Source organism: Plantibacter auratus (assembly GCF_050587365.1).
GTDB classification, from domain to species: Bacteria; Actinomycetota; Actinomycetes; order Actinomycetales; family Microbacteriaceae; genus Plantibacter; species Plantibacter auratus.
Window position 1 is genome coordinate 181,228 of sequence record NZ_JBOBFV010000004.1, and the last position, 19,070, is coordinate 200,297.

18 protein-coding genes are annotated in these 19,070 nt (G+C 70.0%); 10 read left to right on the forward strand and 8 right to left on the reverse strand.

Features of this window, described 5'->3' with window-relative positions; genetic code table 11:
- Nucleotides 1-95: 95 nt before the first annotated feature.
- The 5 genes from ACQ3HE_RS16020 to ACQ3HE_RS16040 form a co-directional block, all read right to left on the reverse strand.
- The gene (locus ACQ3HE_RS16020) at nt 96-1,025 is read right to left on the reverse strand and encodes a carbohydrate ABC transporter permease (RefSeq protein ID WP_430893439.1); all 930 of its coding nucleotides are present in this window, start codon (nt 1,023-1,025) and stop codon (nt 96-98) included.
- A complete protein-coding gene (locus ACQ3HE_RS16025) occupies nt 1,018-1,962 on the reverse strand; it encodes a carbohydrate ABC transporter permease (protein ID WP_430893440.1) in 945 nt (314 codons plus the stop codon). Before ACQ3HE_RS16025 ends, ACQ3HE_RS16020 begins: the two co-directional genes overlap by 8 nt.
- Nucleotides 1,959-3,293 (reverse strand): ABC transporter substrate-binding protein, encoded by a 1,335-nt coding sequence (locus ACQ3HE_RS16030; RefSeq protein WP_430893441.1) that lies wholly within the window; start codon nt 3,291-3,293, stop codon nt 1,959-1,961. The genes ACQ3HE_RS16025 and ACQ3HE_RS16030 overlap by 4 nt, the downstream gene beginning before the upstream one ends.
- Nucleotides 3,294-3,316: 23 nt before the next feature.
- Nucleotides 3,317-4,549, reverse strand: coding sequence for a Gfo/Idh/MocA family protein (locus ACQ3HE_RS16035; RefSeq protein WP_430893442.1), 1,233 nt, complete (start codon nt 4,547-4,549; stop codon nt 3,317-3,319).
- A gap of 267 nt (nt 4,550-4,816) precedes the next feature.
- Nucleotides 4,817-5,605 carry a DeoR/GlpR family DNA-binding transcription regulator gene (locus ACQ3HE_RS16040; RefSeq protein ID WP_079706484.1) on the reverse strand — a complete coding sequence of 263 codons (789 nt, stop codon included), beginning with the start codon at nt 5,603-5,605 and terminating at the stop codon, nt 4,817-4,819.
- A gap of 176 nt (nt 5,606-5,781) precedes the next feature.
- Between ACQ3HE_RS16040 and ACQ3HE_RS16045 the strand changes: the two genes are divergently transcribed.
- The 7 genes from ACQ3HE_RS16045 to ACQ3HE_RS16075 all read left to right on the forward strand — a co-directional run bounded on the left by ACQ3HE_RS16045 (nt 5,782) and on the right by ACQ3HE_RS16075 (nt 12,894).
- Nucleotides 5,782-6,666: an SIS domain-containing protein gene (locus tag ACQ3HE_RS16045; RefSeq protein WP_430893443.1), complete on the forward strand. Its 885-nt coding sequence runs from the start codon at nt 5,782-5,784 to the stop codon at nt 6,664-6,666.
- Complete coding sequence (locus ACQ3HE_RS16050; protein WP_430893444.1) at nt 6,663-7,541, forward strand: ROK family protein; 879 nt, start codon at nt 6,663-6,665, stop codon at nt 7,539-7,541. Before ACQ3HE_RS16045 ends, ACQ3HE_RS16050 begins: the two co-directional genes overlap by 4 nt.
- The gene (locus ACQ3HE_RS16055) at nt 7,538-8,488 is read left to right on the forward strand and encodes a 1-phosphofructokinase family hexose kinase (RefSeq protein ID WP_430893445.1); all 951 of its coding nucleotides are present in this window, start codon (nt 7,538-7,540) and stop codon (nt 8,486-8,488) included. The genes ACQ3HE_RS16050 and ACQ3HE_RS16055 overlap by 4 nt, the downstream gene beginning before the upstream one ends.
- Nucleotides 8,485-9,324, forward strand: coding sequence for a class II fructose-bisphosphate aldolase (locus ACQ3HE_RS16060; protein WP_430893446.1), 840 nt, complete (start codon nt 8,485-8,487; stop codon nt 9,322-9,324). Before ACQ3HE_RS16055 ends, ACQ3HE_RS16060 begins: the two co-directional genes overlap by 4 nt.
- A 571-nt stretch (nt 9,325-9,895) precedes the next feature.
- Entirely contained in the window at nt 9,896-10,066 is a 171-nt protein-coding gene (locus ACQ3HE_RS16065) for a hypothetical protein (RefSeq protein ID WP_430893447.1), read from the forward strand.
- 145 nt (nt 10,067-10,211) lie between these two features.
- On the forward strand, nt 10,212-11,792 hold the full coding sequence (locus tag ACQ3HE_RS16070; protein ID WP_064296856.1) for a cation:proton antiporter: 1,581 nt from the start codon (nt 10,212-10,214) through the stop codon (nt 11,790-11,792).
- A 73-nt stretch (nt 11,793-11,865) separates the two neighbouring features.
- Entirely contained in the window at nt 11,866-12,894 is a 1,029-nt protein-coding gene (locus tag ACQ3HE_RS16075; RefSeq protein WP_430893448.1) for a YdcF family protein, read from the forward strand.
- Nucleotides 12,895-12,989: 95 nt separating this feature from the next.
- On the opposite strand, the gene ACQ3HE_RS16080 is transcribed toward ACQ3HE_RS16075, so the two are convergent.
- Entirely contained in the window at nt 12,990-13,364 is a 375-nt protein-coding gene (locus ACQ3HE_RS16080; RefSeq protein ID WP_430893449.1) for a hypothetical protein, read from the reverse strand.
- Nucleotides 13,365-13,490: 126 nt separating this feature from the next.
- Here ACQ3HE_RS16080 and ACQ3HE_RS16085 point away from each other — a divergent pair, with 126 nt between their 5' ends.
- Nucleotides 13,491-14,381, forward strand: coding sequence for an alanyl-tRNA editing protein (locus ACQ3HE_RS16085; RefSeq protein WP_202939419.1), 891 nt, complete (start codon nt 13,491-13,493; stop codon nt 14,379-14,381).
- Nucleotides 14,382-14,407: 26 nt separating this feature from the next.
- Here ACQ3HE_RS16085 and ACQ3HE_RS16090 read toward each other — a convergent pair whose 3' ends face one another.
- Complete coding sequence (locus tag ACQ3HE_RS16090) at nt 14,408-14,920, reverse strand: DUF4190 domain-containing protein (protein ID WP_430893450.1); 513 nt, start codon at nt 14,918-14,920, stop codon at nt 14,408-14,410.
- A 180-nt stretch (nt 14,921-15,100) separates the two neighbouring features.
- Between ACQ3HE_RS16090 and ACQ3HE_RS16095 the strand changes: the two genes are divergently transcribed.
- On the forward strand, nt 15,101-17,338 hold the full coding sequence (locus tag ACQ3HE_RS16095) for a HelD family protein (protein ID WP_430893451.1): 2,238 nt from the start codon (nt 15,101-15,103) through the stop codon (nt 17,336-17,338).
- Nucleotides 17,339-17,440: 102 nt separating this feature from the next.
- Entirely contained in the window at nt 17,441-18,151 is a 711-nt protein-coding gene (locus ACQ3HE_RS16100) for an endonuclease/exonuclease/phosphatase family protein (RefSeq protein WP_079706474.1), read from the forward strand.
- Between the two features lie 132 nt (nt 18,152-18,283).
- On the opposite strand, the gene ACQ3HE_RS16105 is transcribed toward ACQ3HE_RS16100, so the two are convergent.
- Nucleotides 18,284-19,027, reverse strand: coding sequence for an RNase H family protein (locus ACQ3HE_RS16105; protein WP_430893452.1), 744 nt, complete (start codon nt 19,025-19,027; stop codon nt 18,284-18,286).
- Nucleotides 19,028-19,070: the final 43 nt, after the last annotated feature.

Here is a 19,070-nt window from a genome sequence, read left to right on the forward strand (position 1 = left end):
CCCGCCGGTCACGCCCTTCGACAAGCTCAGGAACCGGGAGCAGCGCGGGGACCCGGTCACGCCCTTCGAACAGGCTCAGGGACCGGGGCGAAGTGCTACTTCAGCCCGGAGAACGCCAGCCCGTCGATCACCCGGCGCTGGAGCACGATGAACAGGATGAGTACCGGTGCCATGGCGAGGATCGACGCGGCCATCATCACCGGGTAGTCCGTCGTCTTGTCGCTCGAGAGCGTCGCGAGACCGGCGGCGAGCGGCATCGAGTTCGCGTACGTGGAGACCACGAGCGGCCAGAGCAGTTCGTTCCACGACCACAGCACGGTCGTGATCGCGAGGACGCTGATGCTGGGCCTCGCGAGCGGCAGCATGATCTTCCAGAAGATCTGGAACGGCCCGGCGCCGTCGATCCGCGCCGCCTCCTCGAGCTCCGTCGGCAGGTTCAGGAACGCCGTCCGCATGAGGAAGGTGCCGAACGCGCTGAACAGGCCGGGTGCGACGATGCCGAGCGTGGTGTTCAGCCAACCGAAGCCCTGCACGATCTGGTACTGCGAGATGAGGTACGCCTGCGACGGCACCATGAGGATCGACAGCGTCACGGCGAGCAGCACCGCGCGTCCGCGGAACCGCATCCGCGCGAACGCGTACCCCGCCATCGTGCAGAGGACGATCTGCGCGAGCGTCCTGATCACGGTGATGACGATCGACGTGCGCAGCTGGTCGAGGAACGGGAGGCGCTCGAACACCGCGGCGTAGTTCTGCCACTGCAGTTCGGCCGGCCAGAACGTGGGGACCACGCTCTGCACCTCCGCGTTCGTCGACAGCGACATGATGAGCTGCCAGATGAACGGGAACGCCATGATGAGGCCACCGACGCCGAGCACGATGTGGGCGACGACGTGCGACCCGCGCCGCTGGCCGGGCCGACCGGCGTCGCGGCGTCGCGCGGACGCGGCCGACGGACGACCCGAACCCGGAACGGTGACGGCACGGGTGGTGAGCGGTGCTGTGGCCGTGAGTTGCTCAGTCATTGTTGACCCATCGTTTCTGGAGCCGGAACTGGAGGAGCGTCACGAGTCCGATGATCAGGAAGATCACGATCGCGATCGCCGCCGCGTACCCCTTGTCGTTCTGGACGAAGCCCTGGTCGTAGAAGAAGTAGACGAGCGACATGCTCTTCGGGAGCACCGGGTTGGTGCTGCCGAGGATCGCGTACAGCAGGTCGAAGAGCTGGAAGCTCGAGATGACCGTGATGATCGTGACGAAGAAGATGCTCGGGGTGAGCAGCGGCACCGTGATCGAGCGGAACTGCCGCCACCGGGTGGCGCCGTCGAGCTCGGCCGCCTCGTAGAGCTCCGGTGCGATGTTCTTGAGTCCGGACGCCAGGATGATCATCGAGAAGCCGAGCGACGACCAGAGGCCGACGATCGCCACGGCGAACATCGCGGTGCCCGGCGTGCTGATCCAGTAGGGGCCGTCGACACCGACGAGCGACAGCGTGTAGTTGAGGATGCCGAAGTCACCGTTGAAGATGATGCGCCAGACGATGGCCACGGCGGTCGGCATCGCGACGTACGGCAGGAAGAAGAGCACCCGGTAGAAGCTCGCGAACCGCAGGCCGGGGAGGTTCAACAGGCTCGCGAGGTAGACGGCGATCGGGATGCCGAGGAGCACCACCGCCGTATAGATCAGCGTGTTGCCGAGGGAGGCGTAGAGCCGCGGGTCGGCGAACAACCGGACGTAGTTCTCGACGCCGGTGAAGGTGGTTCCGCCGAACACGCCCCACTCGGTGAACGAGTAGTAGGCGGTCTGGATCATCGGCCAGATGAAGAAGACGCCGATGCCGGTGAGGAGCGGGAGGACGAAGACCCACGGCCAGGCGCCGTCGCCGCGGGCGGCACCCCGCCGGGCCGCTCTCGGTGAGGAGAGCGGCGCCGACGGGGTGCGCAGCACGGTCTGACCGGTCACTTCTTGGCCAGCGCGGCGTTCATCTGCTCGGCGAGGTCCTTCGCCACGTCGGCCACCGGCTTGTCACCGCTGAACGCGTCGGGCAGGAGCTCGACCTCGAGTGCGTTCCACGCGGCGGTGTTCTCCGACACCGGCAGCGGCTTGGCGTAGTCGAGGGCGTCGAGGAAGACCTGCAGGTTCATCGTCGGGTAGGAGTCGACGAAGGACTGCTGCGTGCCGGTGAAGGCGGGGATGACGGCGCCGAGGTCGCCCTGCTGCTGCTGGGCCTCCTCGCTCGCCAGGAACACCTGCAGCGCCTGTGCGGCCTGCTTGTTCTTGCTCGCCGAAGCGACGACGTTCGAGACACCGTGGATGACCGTCGCCTGCTCCTTGCCGGTGGGCAGCGGGAAGGCCTGGGCGGTGGCGGCGACGTCGGACTCGCCGACGAGCGGACGCAGCCAGCTACCACCCCAGTACATGGCGAGCTTGCCGGAGGTGAACCACTGGTCGGCCGGCGTGTCCGTCAGCTGCTGGATGCTGGGCGAGGAGCCGTCCGCGATGAGGTCGGTCCAGAACTGGAGCCCCTCCTGGGCCTCGGGGCTGTCGTACTCGGACTCGGTCTGGTCGGCGTTGATGACCTCGCCGCCGGCCTGCAGGATCGTGTTGTAGTAGGTGGTCTGGCCGTCCATGCCGCCAGCGGCACCGTAGACACCCTGGTCCTTCAGCTTCGTCGAGATCTCCTGCGCGGCGGTGTCGAAGTCGTCCCAGGTCCAGCCGTCAGCGGGCAGCGCGACGCCGGCCTGCTCGAAGAGCGCCGTGTTGACCCAGACGCCGATCGTGTCGAAGTCCTTCGGCACGCCGTACTGGGTGTCGTCGAGCGAGTACAGCTCGTTCAGGGCCTCGGGGTAGTTCTTCGGGTCGATGTCGCCCGCCTTGACGGCGCCGGTGATCGGCTCGATCTTGCCGTTCGCCGCGTAGACCTGGAAGTTCGGGCCGTTCAACCAGAAGAGGTCGGGCAGGGTGTCGCTCGAGGCCTGCGTCTGGAGCTTCGACCAGTACGAGGCCCACGGCGTGACGTTCACGTTGACGGTGATGTCGGGGTAGACCTTGTTGAAGGCCTCGATGTTGGCGTCGATCGCCTCGACCTGGGCCTGATCCCAGACGCCGTAGGTGATCTCGGCCTTGAGGTCCTTCGGGGCGGCGGCGTACTCGCCACCGGTGGCGCCACCGCCACCGGTGCTGCAGCCGGCGGTGAGCGCGGCGGCGGCGAGGAGACCGACGGCACTGAGGACGGCACGGCGGCGGTTGCGACCACCGGGTGCGGCGTTGCGGTTCATGAACGGCGAAGGCATGACTGGAGTCCTTTCGAGGTGCGCTACCGGGCGGCGGCGGCGAGGGAGTGCGGTGCGGTGCTGGCGGTGAGGGAGGAGAAGTACTCGACGAGTGCGGGGTCGAGTGGCGGGACGTCGAGCGGGATCGAACCGTTGCGGAGCGAGTGGGCGGCGAGGGCACCGGCGGCGACGGCCTGGCGTGCGGCGACCGGCGACAGCGTGGTCGGGGTGCCGTCGGCGACGAAGGCGAGGAACTCGTTCATCGTGTCGAGATCGGCGTCGGCGTGCCCCTCCTCGACGCCCGCGATCGGGTACTCGACGTCACCCTCGGTGCTCCAGGTGCGACGACGGTTCCAGACCTTGACGGTGCCACCGGCGGTGTCGCCGATGTTCTCGAGCCGACCGTGCGTCCCGATGACGGTGTAGTTCCGCCAGTAGTCGGGCGTGAAGTGGCACTGCTCGTAACTAGCGGTGATCCCGTGCTCGAGGGTCATGAGCATCATCGAGACGTCCTCGACGTCGACCACGGGGTTCAGGCCGCGCTGCGCCTCGGGCGGCCAGTTGTCGTAGGAGAACCAGTCGGCCATGGTCTGGCCGCTGCGGTCCTCGTGATCGTCGATGTCGCCGTAGACCGCGAGGTCGCCCATCGCGACGACGCGCTGCGTGTACGCGCCGGCGAGGAAATGGACGACGTCGATGTCGTGGCTCGCCTTCTGCAGGAGCAGGGTGTTCACGCGCGAGCGGTCGGCGTGCCAGTCCTTGAAGTAGTAGTCGCCGCCGTTGCCGACGAAGTGACGCACCCAGACGGACTTGACCGCACCGATCTCGCCGCGCTCGATGACCTCGTGCATGAGCCGGACGACGGCCGCATGCCGGAAGTTGTGCCCGACGTAGAGCGGCGTCCGCGACTCGTAGGCGGTTTGGAGGACCGCGTCGGCGTCGTCGAGCGTGATCGCGAGCGGCTTCTCCAGGTAGACCGCGATGCCGGCGCGCAGCAGATCGACCGCGATCTCCTTGTGGGTCCAGTCGGGCGTCGTCACGATCGCCGCGTCGACACCGCCCTGCGCGATGAGCGCCTCGTGGGAGTCGAAGACCTCGATGTCGTCGCCGAACAGCTGCCGTGCCCGACCGCGACCGATCTCGGTGGTGTCGACCGCCGCGACGACCGATGCGGACGTGGGGCTCGTGGCGACGTGTTCGGCGATGTAGGCGCGCTGGCCGGTGCCGATGACGGCAACCCGGAGGCCTTCGGGGGTGGTGGCTGGTGCAGTGCTCACTCGATCACATCCGCTTCCTTGCGTGAAGTTGATTCATATGATGCCAAAACGATCATGAAATGACAATAGGCGATCACAGCGCTGACGCAAGTGCTGGGCGGCCGATGTGGAGAGGTTTTACCGCGCGGAAACATGGGGAGCGGGGTCGCACTTCGACAGGCTCAGTGACCGGGAGGGCGACTCAGTGACCGGGAGGGCGGCTCAGTGACCGGGAGGGGGCGGCTCAGTGACCAGGAGGGGGAGGCTCAGCGACCGGAAGGTGAGGACTCAGGCGGCGATGATGAGCTCGACGCCGGCCGCGGCCAGGGCGTCGGCAAGCGTCGGATCCACCGGCTGGTCGGTGACGAGCACGTCGATGCGGTCGAGCGGGCAGATGCGGGCGAAGGTCGCCTTCGTCATCTTGGTGCTGTCGGCGACCACGATGACCCGCTTCGCGACCTTGACGAACTCCTGGCTCACCGAGGCCTCACCCTCGTGGAGGGTGGTGGCGCCGAACTGCGCGCTCAAGCCGTCGACGCCCAGGATCGCGACGTCGAGGGCGATCTCGGCGAGCGCCCCCGCGACGAGCGATCCCACGAGTTCATAGGACTGGCGTCGTGCGACGCCACCCGTCACGACGATCTTCACGTGCGAGCGCACGGACAGTTCGAAGGCGATGTTGAGCGCGTTCGTCACGATCGTGACCGAGGCGTCGCCGTCCGAACGGACGAGGTGCTCACTCCGCCCGATCACGCGCGCGACCTCACTCGTGGTGGTACCGCCGTTGAGTCCGACGGCGTCGCCGACGTTGATCAGGGCGGCCGTGGCCTTCGCGATGGCCATCTTGGCGTCGGCCTGGCGGGCGATCTTGTACTGCAGCGGCAGCTCGTAGCCGGTGCCGAGGGCGGCGGCACCGCCGTGGGTCCGCGTGACGAGTCGCTGTTCGGCGAGCGCCGTCAGGTCGCGACGAGCGGTGGCCGCGGAGATGCCGAGCGCTTCGCCGATCTCGGCGATCGTCACGTTGCCGCGTTCGCTCACGAGCTCGAGCAGGGCGTTGAGTCGCTGTTGCTGCGTCATCTGTCCTGCTTTTCCGGTCGGGTCGGGCGTACTGTGACCATCATATGGGCGCTCAGCCAGCGCCTGTCTGATTGATTCTGACGATTTGCACTGGTATCGATCAGATTCAATCCGGTATGGTTGCGGCAACGTATTCGCCACGCTGCGATCGCGTCCCCTCACGTGAAAGGCACGTCATGCCCGAGACCTTCGTCGCCGCCGAACTGGCGTCGCAGCCCGAATCCTGGCGCACCGCCGCCGCCCTCGTGCCGGAGGCCGCCGCCGTGCTGCCGCAGCCGGGCGAGCGCGTCGCGGTGGTGGGGTGCGGCACCAGCTGGTTCATCGCGATGAGCTACGCCGTGTTGCGCGAACAGGCGGGGCTCGGCATCACGGACGCGTTCGCGGGCTCGGAGTTCCCCGGCATCCGCGACTACGACCGCATCGTCGCCATCTCACGCTCCGGCACGACCACGGAGATCGTGCACCTGCTGGAGGCGGTGGGCGACTCGGTCACCACCGTCCTCATCACCGCGGTCGACGACTCCCCCGCGACCGTTCCGGCGGCACACGTCATCGCCCTCCCCTTCGCCGACGAGCGTTCCGTGGTCCAGACCCGCTTCGCCACGACGACGCTCGCGCTCCTCCGCGGCTCGCTCGGACACGACGTCGAGGCACTCGCCATGGAAGCCGAGCGAGCGCTGCAGATCCCGATCGACGAGTACCTCGCCGCCGACCAGGTCTCCTTCATCGGACTCGGGCACGCCGTGGGCCTCACCTTCGAGGCCGCGCTCAAGACCCGCGAGGCGGCACAGTTCTGGGCGGAGTCCTACCCCGCCATGGACTACCGCCACGGTCCTATCGCGATCGCGCAGCCCGGCCGACTCGTCTGGTCCCTCGGCCCGACGCCCGCCGGCCTGCCGGAGGACGTCGCGGCCACCGGAGCGACCTTCGTGCAGCACGACCTCGACCCCATCGCCGGGCTCGTCGTCGCCCAGCGCTTCGCGGTCGCGTTGGCTGAGGCCCGCGGCCTCGACGCCGACCACCCCCGTTCGCTCACGCGCTCCGTCATCCTGACGCCGTGACCGAGCGGGCGGTCCTCGGCATCGACGTCGGCGGGACCGGGATCAAAGCCGCATTGACGGATGCCGACGGCACGGTCCTCGGGCGCTGGCGCGAGGCGACGCCTTCGGGGGACACCTCGGGTGTCCTGACTCGCGACATCGTCCTCGGACTCGTCGCCGCCGCGAGCCGCGTCGCAGCCCCAGCGGCCGTCGGGGTGGTCGTGCCCGGCGTCGTCGACGAGGAGCACGGCGTCTGCATCCACGCGGTCAACCTCGGTTGGCGCGACCTCGCCTTCCCCGAGCTCCTCCGTCCCGCGCTGGACGTCCCGCTGGCCTTCGGGCAGGACGTCCGCGCCGGGGCATTGGCGGAGGCGGTCTCGGGCGCTGCAGCCGACGTCACGGGCACGATCGCGTTCGTACCGGTCGGAACCGGTCTGGCCTCGGCGCTCGTCATCGACGGCATCCCTTTCGCCGGCGGCGGCTGGGCCGGCGAGATCGGCCAGCGCGTGATCCAGGACGGCCCGCACCGCGGGCTCCGGGTCGAGGAACTCGCCTCGGCGGGCGGCATCGCACGACGCGCGGGCGCCCGCGACGCGAAGACCGTCGCCGACGCCGTCGCTCGCGGGGACGCGGCCGCCATCGTCATCTGGAACGACGCCGTCGATGCTCTCGCCGAGGCCCTCGCCGGCATCACCGTCGTCGCCGCACCCACCGCCATCGTGATCGGCGGTGGGCTCGCCCTCGCCGGAGCCGCCCTCTTCGAGCCACTCGAGCACGGACTCCGCGAGCGGCTCGACGTGGTCCGCGTCCCGCAGCTCCTGCCCGCTCGTCACGGCGACGAGGCGGCCACGGTCGGTGCGGGGATCCTCGCTCGCCGACTGGTGGCAGCCCGATGACGACCACGCCCGCGCCGCGTCGCATCGTGGTCGTCACGCCGAACCCGGCCGTCGACATCACCTACACGGTCGCCGAGCAGCAGCTCGGGGTCACGCAACGCGTCCAGTCCGTCGTGCGGCGTGCCGGAGGGAAGGGCGTGAACGTCGCTCGCGTCCTCGAGTCGCTCAGGGTCCCGACGCTGCAGGTGCTCCCCCTCGGTGGCGCCTCAGGCACCTGGCTCGCGGACGCCCTCGCGGCCGACGACCTCCCCACCCGGGTCGTGGAGCTCCGCGCCGAGACACGCTCGACGGTCGCGGTCGTCGACGGCGTCCAGCATCCGACCCTCTTCGCCGAGGCCGGTCCGGTCGTGACACCCGAGGAGTGGACCACCCTGACGACCGAGCTCCGACGCGCCCTCCACGACGCGAGCGCACTCGTCATCTCGGGCTCGCTCCCGCCGGCCACGCCCGACGCCGTCGTCGAAGCCCTCGTCCGAACCGGGCACGACGCCGGCGTCCCGGTGATCGTCGACGTCAGCGGCACGGCGCTCCTCGCCGCGGCCCGTGCCGGTGCGACGATCCTCAAACCCAACCTCGACGAGGCCCTCGAGGCGACTGGCGCGGCCGACCTCGCAACCGCTCGCGCAGCACTCCTCGCGCTCGGGGCCCGCGCGGTCGTCATCTCCCGTGGGGCCGACGGCCTCACCGCCGGCGACGCCGACGGTGCCCACGAGGTCCCGGCCGTCCCCGGCGTCAGCGGCAACCCGACCGGCGCCGGCGATGCCGCCACGGCCGGCCTGGTCGCAGCACTCCGCGCGGGAGCCACACTTCCCGAGGCACTCCGCACGGCGGCGGTCGCAGGCGCGGCGGCCGTGCTCGAACCGATCGCCGGCGCGATCGACCTCGCCGCCTTCCACCGATTCCTCGACGCACCCGCCGCACCCGACCCCATTGGAGCAACCGAATGACCACCGCCCTCGAATTCACCACGCTCCTCGCCAACGCCTCGGCCTCGAACGCCGGCATCGCGGCGTGCAACGTGGTCCTCCTCGAGCACGCGGAGGCGATCGTCGCCGGCGCCGAGGAGGCCGGGCTGCCGGTCATCCTGCAGATCAGCGAGAACTGCGTGCGGTACCACGGGTCGCTCGCACCCATCACACTCGCCTCGCTGGCCATCGCGCGTGCCGCGACGGTGCCGGTCCTCGTCCACCTCGACCACGTGGAGTCGGCAGAGCTCGTGCACGAGGGCGTCGAGCTCGGCGTGGACAGCGTGATGTTCGACGCCTCGACCCTGCCGTACGACGAGAACGTCCGCGCGACGAAGGAGATCGTGGACTTCTGCCACGCACGGGGCGTGGCCGTCGAAGCGGAGCTCGGCGAGGTCGGCGGGAAGGACGGCGTCCACGCTCCGGGCGCGCGCACGGTGCCCGCAGAGGCCGTCGCGTTCGTCGCAGCGACCGGCGTCGACGCCCTGGCCGTGGCCGTCGGCACCTCGCACGCGATGACGAGCCGGGAGGCCGCCGTCGACCACGCGCTGATCGCGCAGCTCCGCCGCGAGGTGCCCGTCCCACTCGTGCTGCACGGCTCCTCCGGACTCCCCGACGACGAGCTCCGCGCGGCGGTCCGTTCCGGGATGACGAAGATCAACCTCTCGACGCACCTCAACGGCTTGTTCACCCGGGCGGTGCGCGACGTCCTCGACGAGCAGCCGAAGCTCGTCGACCCCCGCACCTACGTGCGGGCCGGGCGCAGCGCGGTCGCGGCCGAGACCGCGCGGATCTTGCGCCTCCTTGCGACGGACTGAGCACTCCCAGCAATCCCACAGCAACACGCAACGCTGAGCTGTTAATATATATTGTGTTGGAGTTCTTCCAACGCCTCCACCGGTAACCGATCGTCCCCCGCGATCACCCTCCGGCCTCCCGAGCCCGATATCCCTTCGGGTGCGCGGGAGATACGGCCACCCCTCCCCTAGGTGCGGTGGCCCGAAGCTCTGCGACACCGCCGGTCGATGCTCGGGTCCAATCTCGGGCATCGACCCGCGCGAGCACTGAAGCCTGGCATTCCCAGGTCGTTCTCAGCTTGGTCGCGTACGCTCGTTCCTCGAGTGCCGATGTCACAACCGGCTTCCGTGTGCAGAGTCCACACCTCCACGGATACGCCGATGCTCCCGACACGACACCACCAGCCGTCATCCAGAACGGCGAAGAACGATCCACCGGACGGCCCCAGCCGACCAGCGCAGCCGAATCTCGGCGCAGCTGCATACCGGACGGTCTCGTCGCTCCATCCATGCGACCAGCACCGATCGTCATCGCATTCCCCCTCTGGAACCGGCCCATCCATCATCCGCAACACCAGAATCGAGAACCACCATGTCCATCACTCAGACTCGGACCCCAGCGTCCTCCAACCGTTCCGCGGGCACCGCCGTCCACGGCCGCGGTCACTCCACCGAGAAGCTCACCTACCGCTTCGGTCTCCGCACCCGGGAGACCGGTGCGGAGCAGCGCGGCTCCAGCAGCACGGCCAACCGCCGCCGCTGAGCTCCCTCGCCGTTCCAACCGACGCCCCCGCACGGCTTGACCATGCGGGGGCGTCGTGCGTCCGGAACCGGCGCCGATCCCGGCCGCTCCGGAGTTCGGACGATCGTACGGACGACCACGGCCTCCCAGGTGGGAGAATCCCCACATGGATCCCGTCGCGCTCATCTCGTGGATCGTCGTGTTCGTCGTCGTCACCGTCATCGTCTCCGGCCTGTCCGGCCGAGCGGGCGTCTCCGCCCCGGTGGCCCTGGTGCTCGTCGGCGGCGTCGCGTCGTTCATCCCCGCCGTCCCGACCGTCGAGATCGAACCCGACCTGATCCTCTACGGACTGTTGCCGCCGCTGCTCTTCGCGTCGGCGATCCGGATCTCCCTCATCGACATCCGTGCCCGTAACGACGGCATCATCCTGCTCTCGGTGGGAGCGGTCGCGTTCACCGTCGTGTCGGTCGGGTTCGCCAGCTGGCTCCTCATCCCGTCGATCACCCTCGCGGCGGCGTTCGCGTTCGCAGCGGTCATCGCGCCGACCGACGCCGTCGCCGTGAGCGCGATCGCCGGACGACTCGGGCTCCCCCGGCGCGTGCTGACGATCCTCGAGGGCGAGAGCCTGCTCAACGACGCCACCGCACTCGTGGCACTCAACGCCTCGATCCTCGCCATCACGAGCGTCGTCAACCCGGTCATGATCGCCGGCGAGTTCGTCATCGAGGTCGTCGCCGGTGTCGGCGTCGGTCTCGCGGTCGGCTGGGTGCTGTCCGAGGTCCGCCGACGCCTGCGCGCCCCAGTCCTCGACACCTGCCTCTCCCTCATCACCCCGTTCCTCGCGTTCCTCCTGGCGCAGGCGATCCACGGTTCGGGCGTCCTCGCGGTGGTCACCGCCGGGCTACTGCTCGGCTACCGGGCGCCCATCGTGCAGTCGGCCGAGGCGCGCATCGCCGAGTCGCTCAACTGGCGCACCATCCAGTTCCTCCTCGAGAACGCCGTCTTCCTGTTCATCGGGCTCAACCTGGCCGGCATCCTCGAGGGGGCGATCCAGACCGGTCCGGGGCTCTGGCCGACCGTGTTCATCAGCATCGGGGTCCTCGCAGCGCTCATCGTCTCGCGGTTCGTGTGGGAGATGACGGTCACGGCGATCTACCGGCTCGGGCCGAGACGGCTCCGTGAGCGGAGCTGGTCGTGGGGCAACGGGATAGCCGTCTCCGCAGCCGGCGTCCGCGGCGTGGTGACCCTGGCGGCCGTGTTCCTGCTGCCCGAGGACACCCCGTCGCGCGAGTTCCTGCAGTTCCTGGCGTTCGTCGTCGTGGTCGGCACGCTCCTCTCGGGGCTCGCGCTCCCCCGGATCATCCGCGCACTGCACCTCCCGCCGCCGAACCACAGCCAGGAGCGCGTCGAACAACTGATGCTCATGGCGGAGGTCCAGACGGCCGGCCTGGACCGCCTCGACGAACTGACGACCGAGGCGGACGAGGAACAGGTGCTCAACCGTCTGCGGACCAATGCGAGCTTCGTGGCCAACGCCCTCGAGCAGTACACGGGTGACGGCTCCGAACTCCGCACGGTCGCGTTCGCCCGGCTCCGCCGCCAGATGATCGCAGCGGAACGCGAGGCGCTCCTCTCGGCGCGCGCCGAGGGTCGCTACCAGGAACCGGCGGTCGCCGCGGTCCTGGCGGCGATCGACGCCGAGGAGGCGACACTCAAGGCGATGACGCCGAAGCCGCCGCGGTCATAGCACCCCGGACGCGCTGCCCGCATGCCCCATCCGAACGACCGGTACAGGACGATCGGTCGGGCAGGATGAGGGCATGATCATGTTGTTCCCGGCCGCCGTCTTCGCGGTGCTCTACGTCGCGAGCCGACGCCGCGACGCCCGCCGCCTGCGCAACGGGGTCTTCCTGGTCTCCGCGATCGCCTGCGGGCTGGTGGCGCTCCTCTCGGAGGCGTCCCGCACGACGCCGTTCACCGTGCTCCTCGCCGCGTTCGGCACGGTCCTGCTGGTGGGCGTGCTCGGGGTCCTCCTCATCGGCAACGGCATCACGATGCTCCGGCTCGAAGGACGCAGCCTGGGCAACCTGCTCTCGCTGTTCGCCGGGGTCGCGATCCTCGTCCTGCCCGTGCTGGCCGTGCTGCTGGTCCTCGGAGCGCACCCGCAGTCCCTGCCCTCGTGGCTGACGATCGTCCTCGTCGCGCTGGGTCTCCTGCTCGGGTTCGCGTGCTTCTACGCGGCGGCGACCTTCGCGGCCTTCGGCGTCTACTCACTCGTCTACAGCCGCTACCGCCACACCCGGACGCCCGACGCCCTCGTCGTCCTCGGTTCCGGCCTCATCCACGGCGAGGTCCCGCCGTTACTGCGCAGTCGCCTGGACCTGGCACTCCGCATCTACCGGGCGACAGCACCGGGGACGACGCGACCGATCCTGATCCCGTCCGGCGGCCAGGGCGACGACGAACCGCGCCCGGAGGGGACGGCCATGGCCGAGTACCTCGTCGCGAACGGCGCGGACCCGACGGACGTGCTCCCGGAGACCGCGTCCACGAGCACGCGCGAGAACCTGTTGCTCTCCCGGGACCTGCAGCAGTCGGCCGGGCGGGACGGCGAGACGATCGTGGTGACGAACAACTACCACGTCCTCCGCGCGGCGCTCCTCGCACGTTCGATCGGGAGCGACGCGCAGGTCATCGGCTCCCCGACGGCGGCCTACTACGTGCCGAGCGCGTTCCTCCGCGAGTACGTCGCCATCATGGTCGAGCACCGCCTGCTGAACGCGCTGGCGATCGCGGGCGTCGTTGGCCTGATCGCCCTCGCGGTGGTCTGGTCGCTCCTGCCGATCTGAGCCGCCGTCTCCGCCCCAGCACGGTGTCCGGAGCGCACGACGGGCCGTCGTCCGAGTGGATCGGAGGACGGCCCGTCGGTCGTGTGGTGTCCGACTCAGTCGGGTGCGGTGTCGTAGACCTCGCGGGCGTCGTCGGTGGCCTCGGAGGCCGGCCCGGAGTCGGGCTGGTGGTCGGCCGAACCGTCGGCGTCGCCACCCTCGCCCTCGGCCAGCGGTGCGTCGAGCTCGGTCGAGGGCTCCGGGGTCTCGACGGCCTCCTCGGTCGCCTGCTCCTCGTCGGGAGCCGCGTCCTCCGAGCCGGCGCCGTCGACGGTCTGACTCGACCCGTCCGAGCCCGGTCCGGCGGTCGTCTGGTCGGAGCTCACGAGCTCTGCGGTGTCGATGTCGGCACCCTCCCAGGCTTCCTGGTCCGCTCCGGCCGCACCGGTCGCGAGGTCGTCGCTTGAACGCTGGTCCTGCTGATCCGTCATGATGCACTCCTCTCCGCGGAACGCGTCGCGCTCCGTGTCCTCGGACTCTACGTCGTGATCCTCCACGGTCTCCCGGGGTTGACAGCCGCCGACGGGCGTCCGGGCCGGTCGCGATAGCGTGGGGACATGAGCCTCCCCGTCACGGATACGCGCGTCACCTATCCCTCCGGAGCCCTCGTCTCGACGGGCACGGTGCTGCACGTCGAACCCGTCGGCGACCACCTCGCCGTCGTGCTCGACGAGACGGCCTGCCACCCGGTCGACGCCGCGTGGCCCGACCAGCCCGCCGACACGGCGACCATCACCTTCGGTGCGGGCACGAGTGCCGTGGAGGTCGCCGTGACCGACTGCGTCGTCGCCGCGACCGACGGCACTCAGTTGTACCTCGGCGCCGACATCCCCGTGAAGAAGGGCACCGAGGGGTGGGCCTTCCTCGTCGCCCATCTGGTCTCCGCCGAGGCGACCCCGAGCGCCGTCGAGGGCGAGACGGCCCGCGTCGAGGTGGACGCGTCCACCCGACACGCGCTCTCCGCCGGACACACCGGTTGCCACCTCGCATCACTCGCCCTGAACGCCGCGCTCGCCGACGCCTGGCGCAAGGAGGTCGTCCCCGACGCCCTCGGGGCTCCGGATTTCGACGCGCTCGCCTGCGAGTCGTCGCGGATCGCTCCGAACGCGTCGACCGACCGTTACCGCATCGGCAAGTCGCTTCGACGGAAGGGGTTCGACCCGGCCGCCCTCGACGACCTCGACGCGCTCGGGTCACGCATCCGGAACACCCTCGACGGTTGGTTGGACAGCGGCGCCGCCGTCCGGATCGATCGCGAGGGTGAGCTGCTCACCGATCGGCGCAGCTGGCACTGCGAGCTGCCGGGCGGCCCCGCGGTCATCGCCTGCGGCGGCACCCACGCGGCGTCGTTGGGCGAGTTCTCGAACATCGCCGTCTGGCTGGAACGTGAAGACGTCGACGGCGCCGTGGTGCTGTCGATGGTCAGCACGGTCGTCCCGGCCGGCTGACCGGCGCCTCGGCGGTTGACCGGCGACTAGGCGGCGATGCCGGTGGAGGCCGCGCTGCCGACGCCGGCGAGCAGGCCACCCATGACGAACACCCAGAGCACCACGAGCGCCGCCCAGCCGAGCAGGAACAGCCCGTTGAGCACGACGCCCGTGATGGCCATCGCGCGACCGGCGGGCTCGCGGCGGAGCCCCATGAGGCCGAGGACGAATCCGACGACCGGGAGCACGAAGGTGAACCCGAAGAACAGCGACACCAGGCCGATGACCATGCTGGAGATGCTGAGCCCCTTCGGCGGCGACGCCGGGTACGGGTACGGCGCGGGGTACACGGGCGCATACGGCTGCGCGTACGGCTGCATGCCGTACTGCGGCGGGTAGGGCTGCTGCTGCGGGTAGGGCGCCTGCTGGGCGTACGGCTGCACCCCGTACTGCTGCGGCTGGAGCTGCTGTTGCGGGTACGGCTGCGGCGGAACCGAATGCTGCGAGTACGCCTGCTGCGGCGCAGAGGGCTGCGGCTTGGATCCGTCCGGTGTGCTCATGCCCGTCAGCCTACCGACCAGCCCGCGCTCGATGCCCGACCCCTCGCCCCGACGGCAGCCTCCAGCTCTCTGGGAGCTCACGCTCAAGGGCGGTGAGGGGCCCGGAAAGCGACTACCGTATTCGTGCGGTCCTCGCAGTGAACCCGGAACACGGACCGCGCCACACCCAGAAGGAGCACCGTGCAGAACGACGCGATCGCCGAGGAACAGGACCATCTCGATCGGCTGCACGACGTGATCCGGTCGCAGTCGGACCTCGAGGAACGACGCTCCGAACTCGCCCTCCGCGCCTTCGACGGCGACGACGACTCGAGCTTCTCGGAACGCGACGCCCTGGTCGCCCACCACCGCCAGCGGATGGTCGAGCTGCGTTCGTCCAGCTACGGACTCCTCTTCGGCCTCCTCGAACGCGAGACCGACGAACGGCACCACATCGGGCGCATCGGCCTGCGCGACCCGGAGAGCGGCGACCAGCTCCTGTTGGACTGGCGCGCACCGGCCTCGCGCCCGTTCTACACGGCGACGCCACTCCGACCCGAAGGCCTCCGCCTACGCCGCCGCATCGGCACGGCCGGTCGCCGCGTCACGGAGGTGCACGACGAGGTCCTCGACTCGACCATGCTCAGCGACGACGAGCCGAGCGGCATCGGCGAGTCCGGTGCGCTGCTGGCGGCCCTCGGTCGCGCCCGGACCAAGCACATGGCGGACATCGTCGACACCATCCAGGCCGAGCAGGATGCGATCATCCGCGCGCCCCTCCCCGGCACGCTCCTCGTCCAGGGCGGTCCGGGCACCGGGAAGACCGCCGTCGCGCTGCACCGCGCCGCCTACCTCCTCTACGAGCACCGCGAGCGGCTCATGCGCAGTGTCGTGCTCATCGTCGGGCCGAACTCGACCTTCCTCGACTACATCAGCCGCGTGCTGCCGTCGCTCGGCGAGACCGCCGTCGTCCTCGTCACGCCCGCGACCCTCGTGCCCGGACTCGACGCACACGCGGAGGACTCGCTCGAGGCCGCCGAACTCAAGGGTCGACTGCGGATGGCCGACGTCGTCGCCCGGGCCGTCCGCGAGCGCCAGGTGCCGCTCGACGAGCCGGTCACGATCCGCATCGCCGGTGACGGCCCGCTCCGCGTCACGCCGGGCGTCCTGCGCCGGATCAAAGCCGGCATCGAGCGCTCGGGCACGCCGCACAACGAGGCGAAGCTGCGGTTCGACCGCGCCGTGCTGACGCACCTCATCGGGCTCGAGGCGAAGCGCGACGGCTTCGAGCCCCGCACGGGCGAGGACGCCGACGAGCGTCGACAGGAGCTGAGCGAGGAGCCCGAGGTCGAGGAGCTGCTCGACACGATGTGGCCGATCCTCGAGCCGGCCGAGATCATCGACCGCCTCTTCACCGATCCCGAGCTGCTGGCTCGCGTCGCGCCCGACCACACCGAGGAGGAGCGTCGCCTCCTGCTCCGCGAACCCGTCGCCGGAACGGACGGCGCAGGTGAGACCGACTGGGCGGCCCGGCTCACGCCCGGCGACATCGCCCTCGTCGACGAGGCCGCCGAGCTCATCGGCGAGGACCAGCGTCCCGAGCTGGAACGCCAGCGCCGCGCCGCCTACGAGCGCCGGCACGACGTCGAGTACGCGCGCAGTGTGCTCGAGATGATCGGTGACATCAGCATCGACGACGAGGCCCAGGACGACGACTACCTCCGTTCCGCCCAGGACCTCGCCGACCGCCAGACCGTGGAGGACGACCGCAGCCCCGCGGAACGCGCCGCGAGCGACCGCACCTGGGTCTACGGGCACGTCATCATCGACGAGGCGCAGGAGCTCACCCCCATGCTGCTGCGGGCCGTCCTGCGACGCGGTCCCAACCGCTCGATGACGCTCGTCGGCGACATCAACCAGCAGAGCACCTCCGCCACCCGCTCCAGCTGGCAGGAGCTGCTCGGCCCCCAGCTCCCGCGCTGGACCGAGGAGCTGCTCACCGTCAACTACCGGACGCCCGAGCAGATCATGGCGCTCGCCGATCCCGTCCGGCTCGAACTCGACCCGGACTCCCCGGCGCCCGTGTCGATCCGACGCGGCGAGGAGGAGCCCGTGCAGCTCACGGTCGAACCCGCCGCGCTGGCCCCGACGGCGGTCCGCGCCGCCGTCGACGCGATCACCGCACACGCCGGTATCGCGGGCGTCATCGCACCCCGCGCGCTCCTGGCGGAGATCGACACCCTCCTCGCCGACGCCGGAGCCGATCGCGCGCGGGTGTGGACCGGCACCGCGCGTGAGAGCAAGGGCCTCGAGTTCGACAGCGTCGTCCTCGTGCAGCCCGACGCGCTGGGCGGGACGGGCCACGCGGCCCTGTCACTCCGGTACGTCGCGCTCACCCGTGCCACCCAACGGCTCACGGTCGTCGACTCGTCGAGCTGATCGTGGGCAACCGGCGACGCACCGTCGTCCGGACCCCTCCAGAGCACCGGGCGACGGGAAGGACCGTAGGCTTGGGCTCTGCCAACAGAATGTGAGGCTGGGATGAAGGTCATCAGCTACAACCTCCGCAAGAACAAGGCCAGCGGCGAGCTCGTCGCACTCACCGAAGAGTTCGGCCCGGACGTCCTCGCGTTGCAGGAGGCCGACACCCTGCAGCTGCCCGCCGAGCTCGGCGGCCTGCACCTCGCCGACAGCACCCACCGCAACCGGCTCGGCCTCGCGATCTACTACCGCCGCGACCGGTTCACCGCCGAGTCGACGCAGACGTTCGCGCTGAAGAAGTCGCTGCACGACATGGTGCTCGCGCCGGCGCACGAGCGCCTCATCGGCACCCGCCTCACCGACGTCGAGGCCGGGCGCGAACTCATCGTCGCCTCGTTCCACGCGGCCCCGCTCACCGCGCTCAACTCACTGCGTCGGCACCAGATCAAGGCCGCGCACGAGCAGCTGCACGCGATGGGCGACGTCCCGACGCTCATGGTCGGCGACTACAACTACCCGCTCTTCCAGAAGGGTCTCGGCACCAAGATGCAGGAGAGCGGCTACGACCTGAGCCTCAGTGACCGCAGCACCTACACCCGCTACAAGATGTTCCGTGGGCACTTCGACTTCGCGACGTCCGTGGGTCTCAAGATCGACCGGGTGCAGACGCTCCGCCGCGGCATCTCGGACCACCTGCCGATCCTCGTGGACGCGAGCTACGGCTTCGCCGTGCCCGAGGACGACGACGCGCCGGAGTCCGCCGCCCGCTGACCCGGTCGCCTGCCCCTGTGCGCGCCCCGTCCGGTTCGCAATTCAGGATGCGCTCGGCGCGGCGACCTCCTGCCGCGGCGTGCCACGCGGGAAACGCCGCGCTCGTCCTGAGTTGTGAACTCGGAAGCGACGTCAAATGAGGCCGCGGAGGAACTCCTGGACGCTCGTGCCGGCCTCGCGGGCGCGACGGACCAGGCGCTCGTGCTCGTCGGACGTGAGGTCGAGGGTGAGCTGGTGCCACGTCAGTTCGACGTCGAGCGAGAACAGCGCGCCGTCGTCCTCCGCGTCGAACACGGGGGCGGTGCGTTCCTCCTCGACCTCGAGGTCGACGAACAGCTCCGGCTCGGTCGTCTCGGGAGCGTCTTCAGCATCGGCATCAGCCTCGGTGGTCGACGGGGTCTCCGCAGCTCCGGCGCCGGTCCAACCGGGTCCCTCCGGCACCGGCGTCTTGCGCTGGAAGGCCTCAGCCGCCGTGCGGGCGCGGATGTCGGCGGCCTCGTTGAGTCGGTGACCGACGTGACCCTTCACCCACTCGAACCGGTAGCGCCGCCCGGCGATGGCGGCGTCGATCTCCTGCATGAGCTCGAGGTTCATGACGGGCTTGCCGTCGCCCTTCTTCCAGCCCTTCTTCTTCCAGCCCGGCATCCACTTCGTGATCGAGTCGATGACGTATTTGCTGTCGCAGAGGATGTGGAGGTCCTCGTCGAGGTGCTCGGTGGCGCGGAAGAGTTCGAGGACGGCGCGCAGCTCGCCCATGTTGTTCGTGCCGTGCGGCCATCCCCCGGCTGCCCAGCAATCGTCGTCGACATACCAGGCCCAGCCGGCGGGTCCGGGGTTGCCGAGGGCGGAGCCGTCTGCGGCAGCGGTGATCGTCATGAGCGCCTTTCGATGAGTGCCCTCCATCGTATCGACGCACCGC

Bases quoted from the DNA above. Each gene is read 5' to 3' on its own strand.
- ACQ3HE_RS16020 (WP_430893439.1), bottom strand. From the start codon at position 1,025: ATGACTGAGCAACTCACGGCCACAGCACCGCTCACCACCCGTGCCGTC.
- ACQ3HE_RS16030 (WP_430893441.1), bottom strand. From the start codon at position 3,293: ATGCCTTCGCCGTTCATGAACCGCAACGCCGCACCCGGTGGTCGCAAC.
- ACQ3HE_RS16040 (WP_079706484.1), bottom strand. From the start codon at position 5,605: ATGACGCAGCAACAGCGACTCAACGCCCTGCTCGAGCTCGTGAGCGAA.
- ACQ3HE_RS16045 (WP_430893443.1), top strand. From the start codon at position 5,782: ATGCCCGAGACCTTCGTCGCCGCCGAACTGGCGTCGCAGCCCGAATCC.
- ACQ3HE_RS16055 (WP_430893445.1), top strand. From the start codon at position 7,538: ATGACGACCACGCCCGCGCCGCGTCGCATCGTGGTCGTCACGCCGAAC.
- ACQ3HE_RS16060 (WP_430893446.1), top strand. From the start codon at position 8,485: ATGACCACCGCCCTCGAATTCACCACGCTCCTCGCCAACGCCTCGGCC.
- ACQ3HE_RS16065 (WP_430893447.1), top strand. From the start codon at position 9,896: ATGTCCATCACTCAGACTCGGACCCCAGCGTCCTCCAACCGTTCCGCG.
- ACQ3HE_RS16070 (WP_064296856.1), top strand. From the start codon at position 10,212: ATGGATCCCGTCGCGCTCATCTCGTGGATCGTCGTGTTCGTCGTCGTC.
- ACQ3HE_RS16075 (WP_430893448.1), top strand. From the start codon at position 11,866: ATGATCATGTTGTTCCCGGCCGCCGTCTTCGCGGTGCTCTACGTCGCG.
- ACQ3HE_RS16080 (WP_430893449.1), bottom strand. From the start codon at position 13,364: ATGACGGATCAGCAGGACCAGCGTTCAAGCGACGACCTCGCGACCGGT.
- ACQ3HE_RS16085 (WP_202939419.1), top strand. From the start codon at position 13,491: ATGAGCCTCCCCGTCACGGATACGCGCGTCACCTATCCCTCCGGAGCC.
- ACQ3HE_RS16090 (WP_430893450.1), bottom strand. From the start codon at position 14,920: ATGAGCACACCGGACGGATCCAAGCCGCAGCCCTCTGCGCCGCAGCAG.
- ACQ3HE_RS16100 (WP_079706474.1), top strand. From the start codon at position 17,441: ATGAAGGTCATCAGCTACAACCTCCGCAAGAACAAGGCCAGCGGCGAG.
- ACQ3HE_RS16105 (WP_430893452.1), bottom strand. From the start codon at position 19,027: ATGACGATCACCGCTGCCGCAGACGGCTCCGCCCTCGGCAACCCCGGA.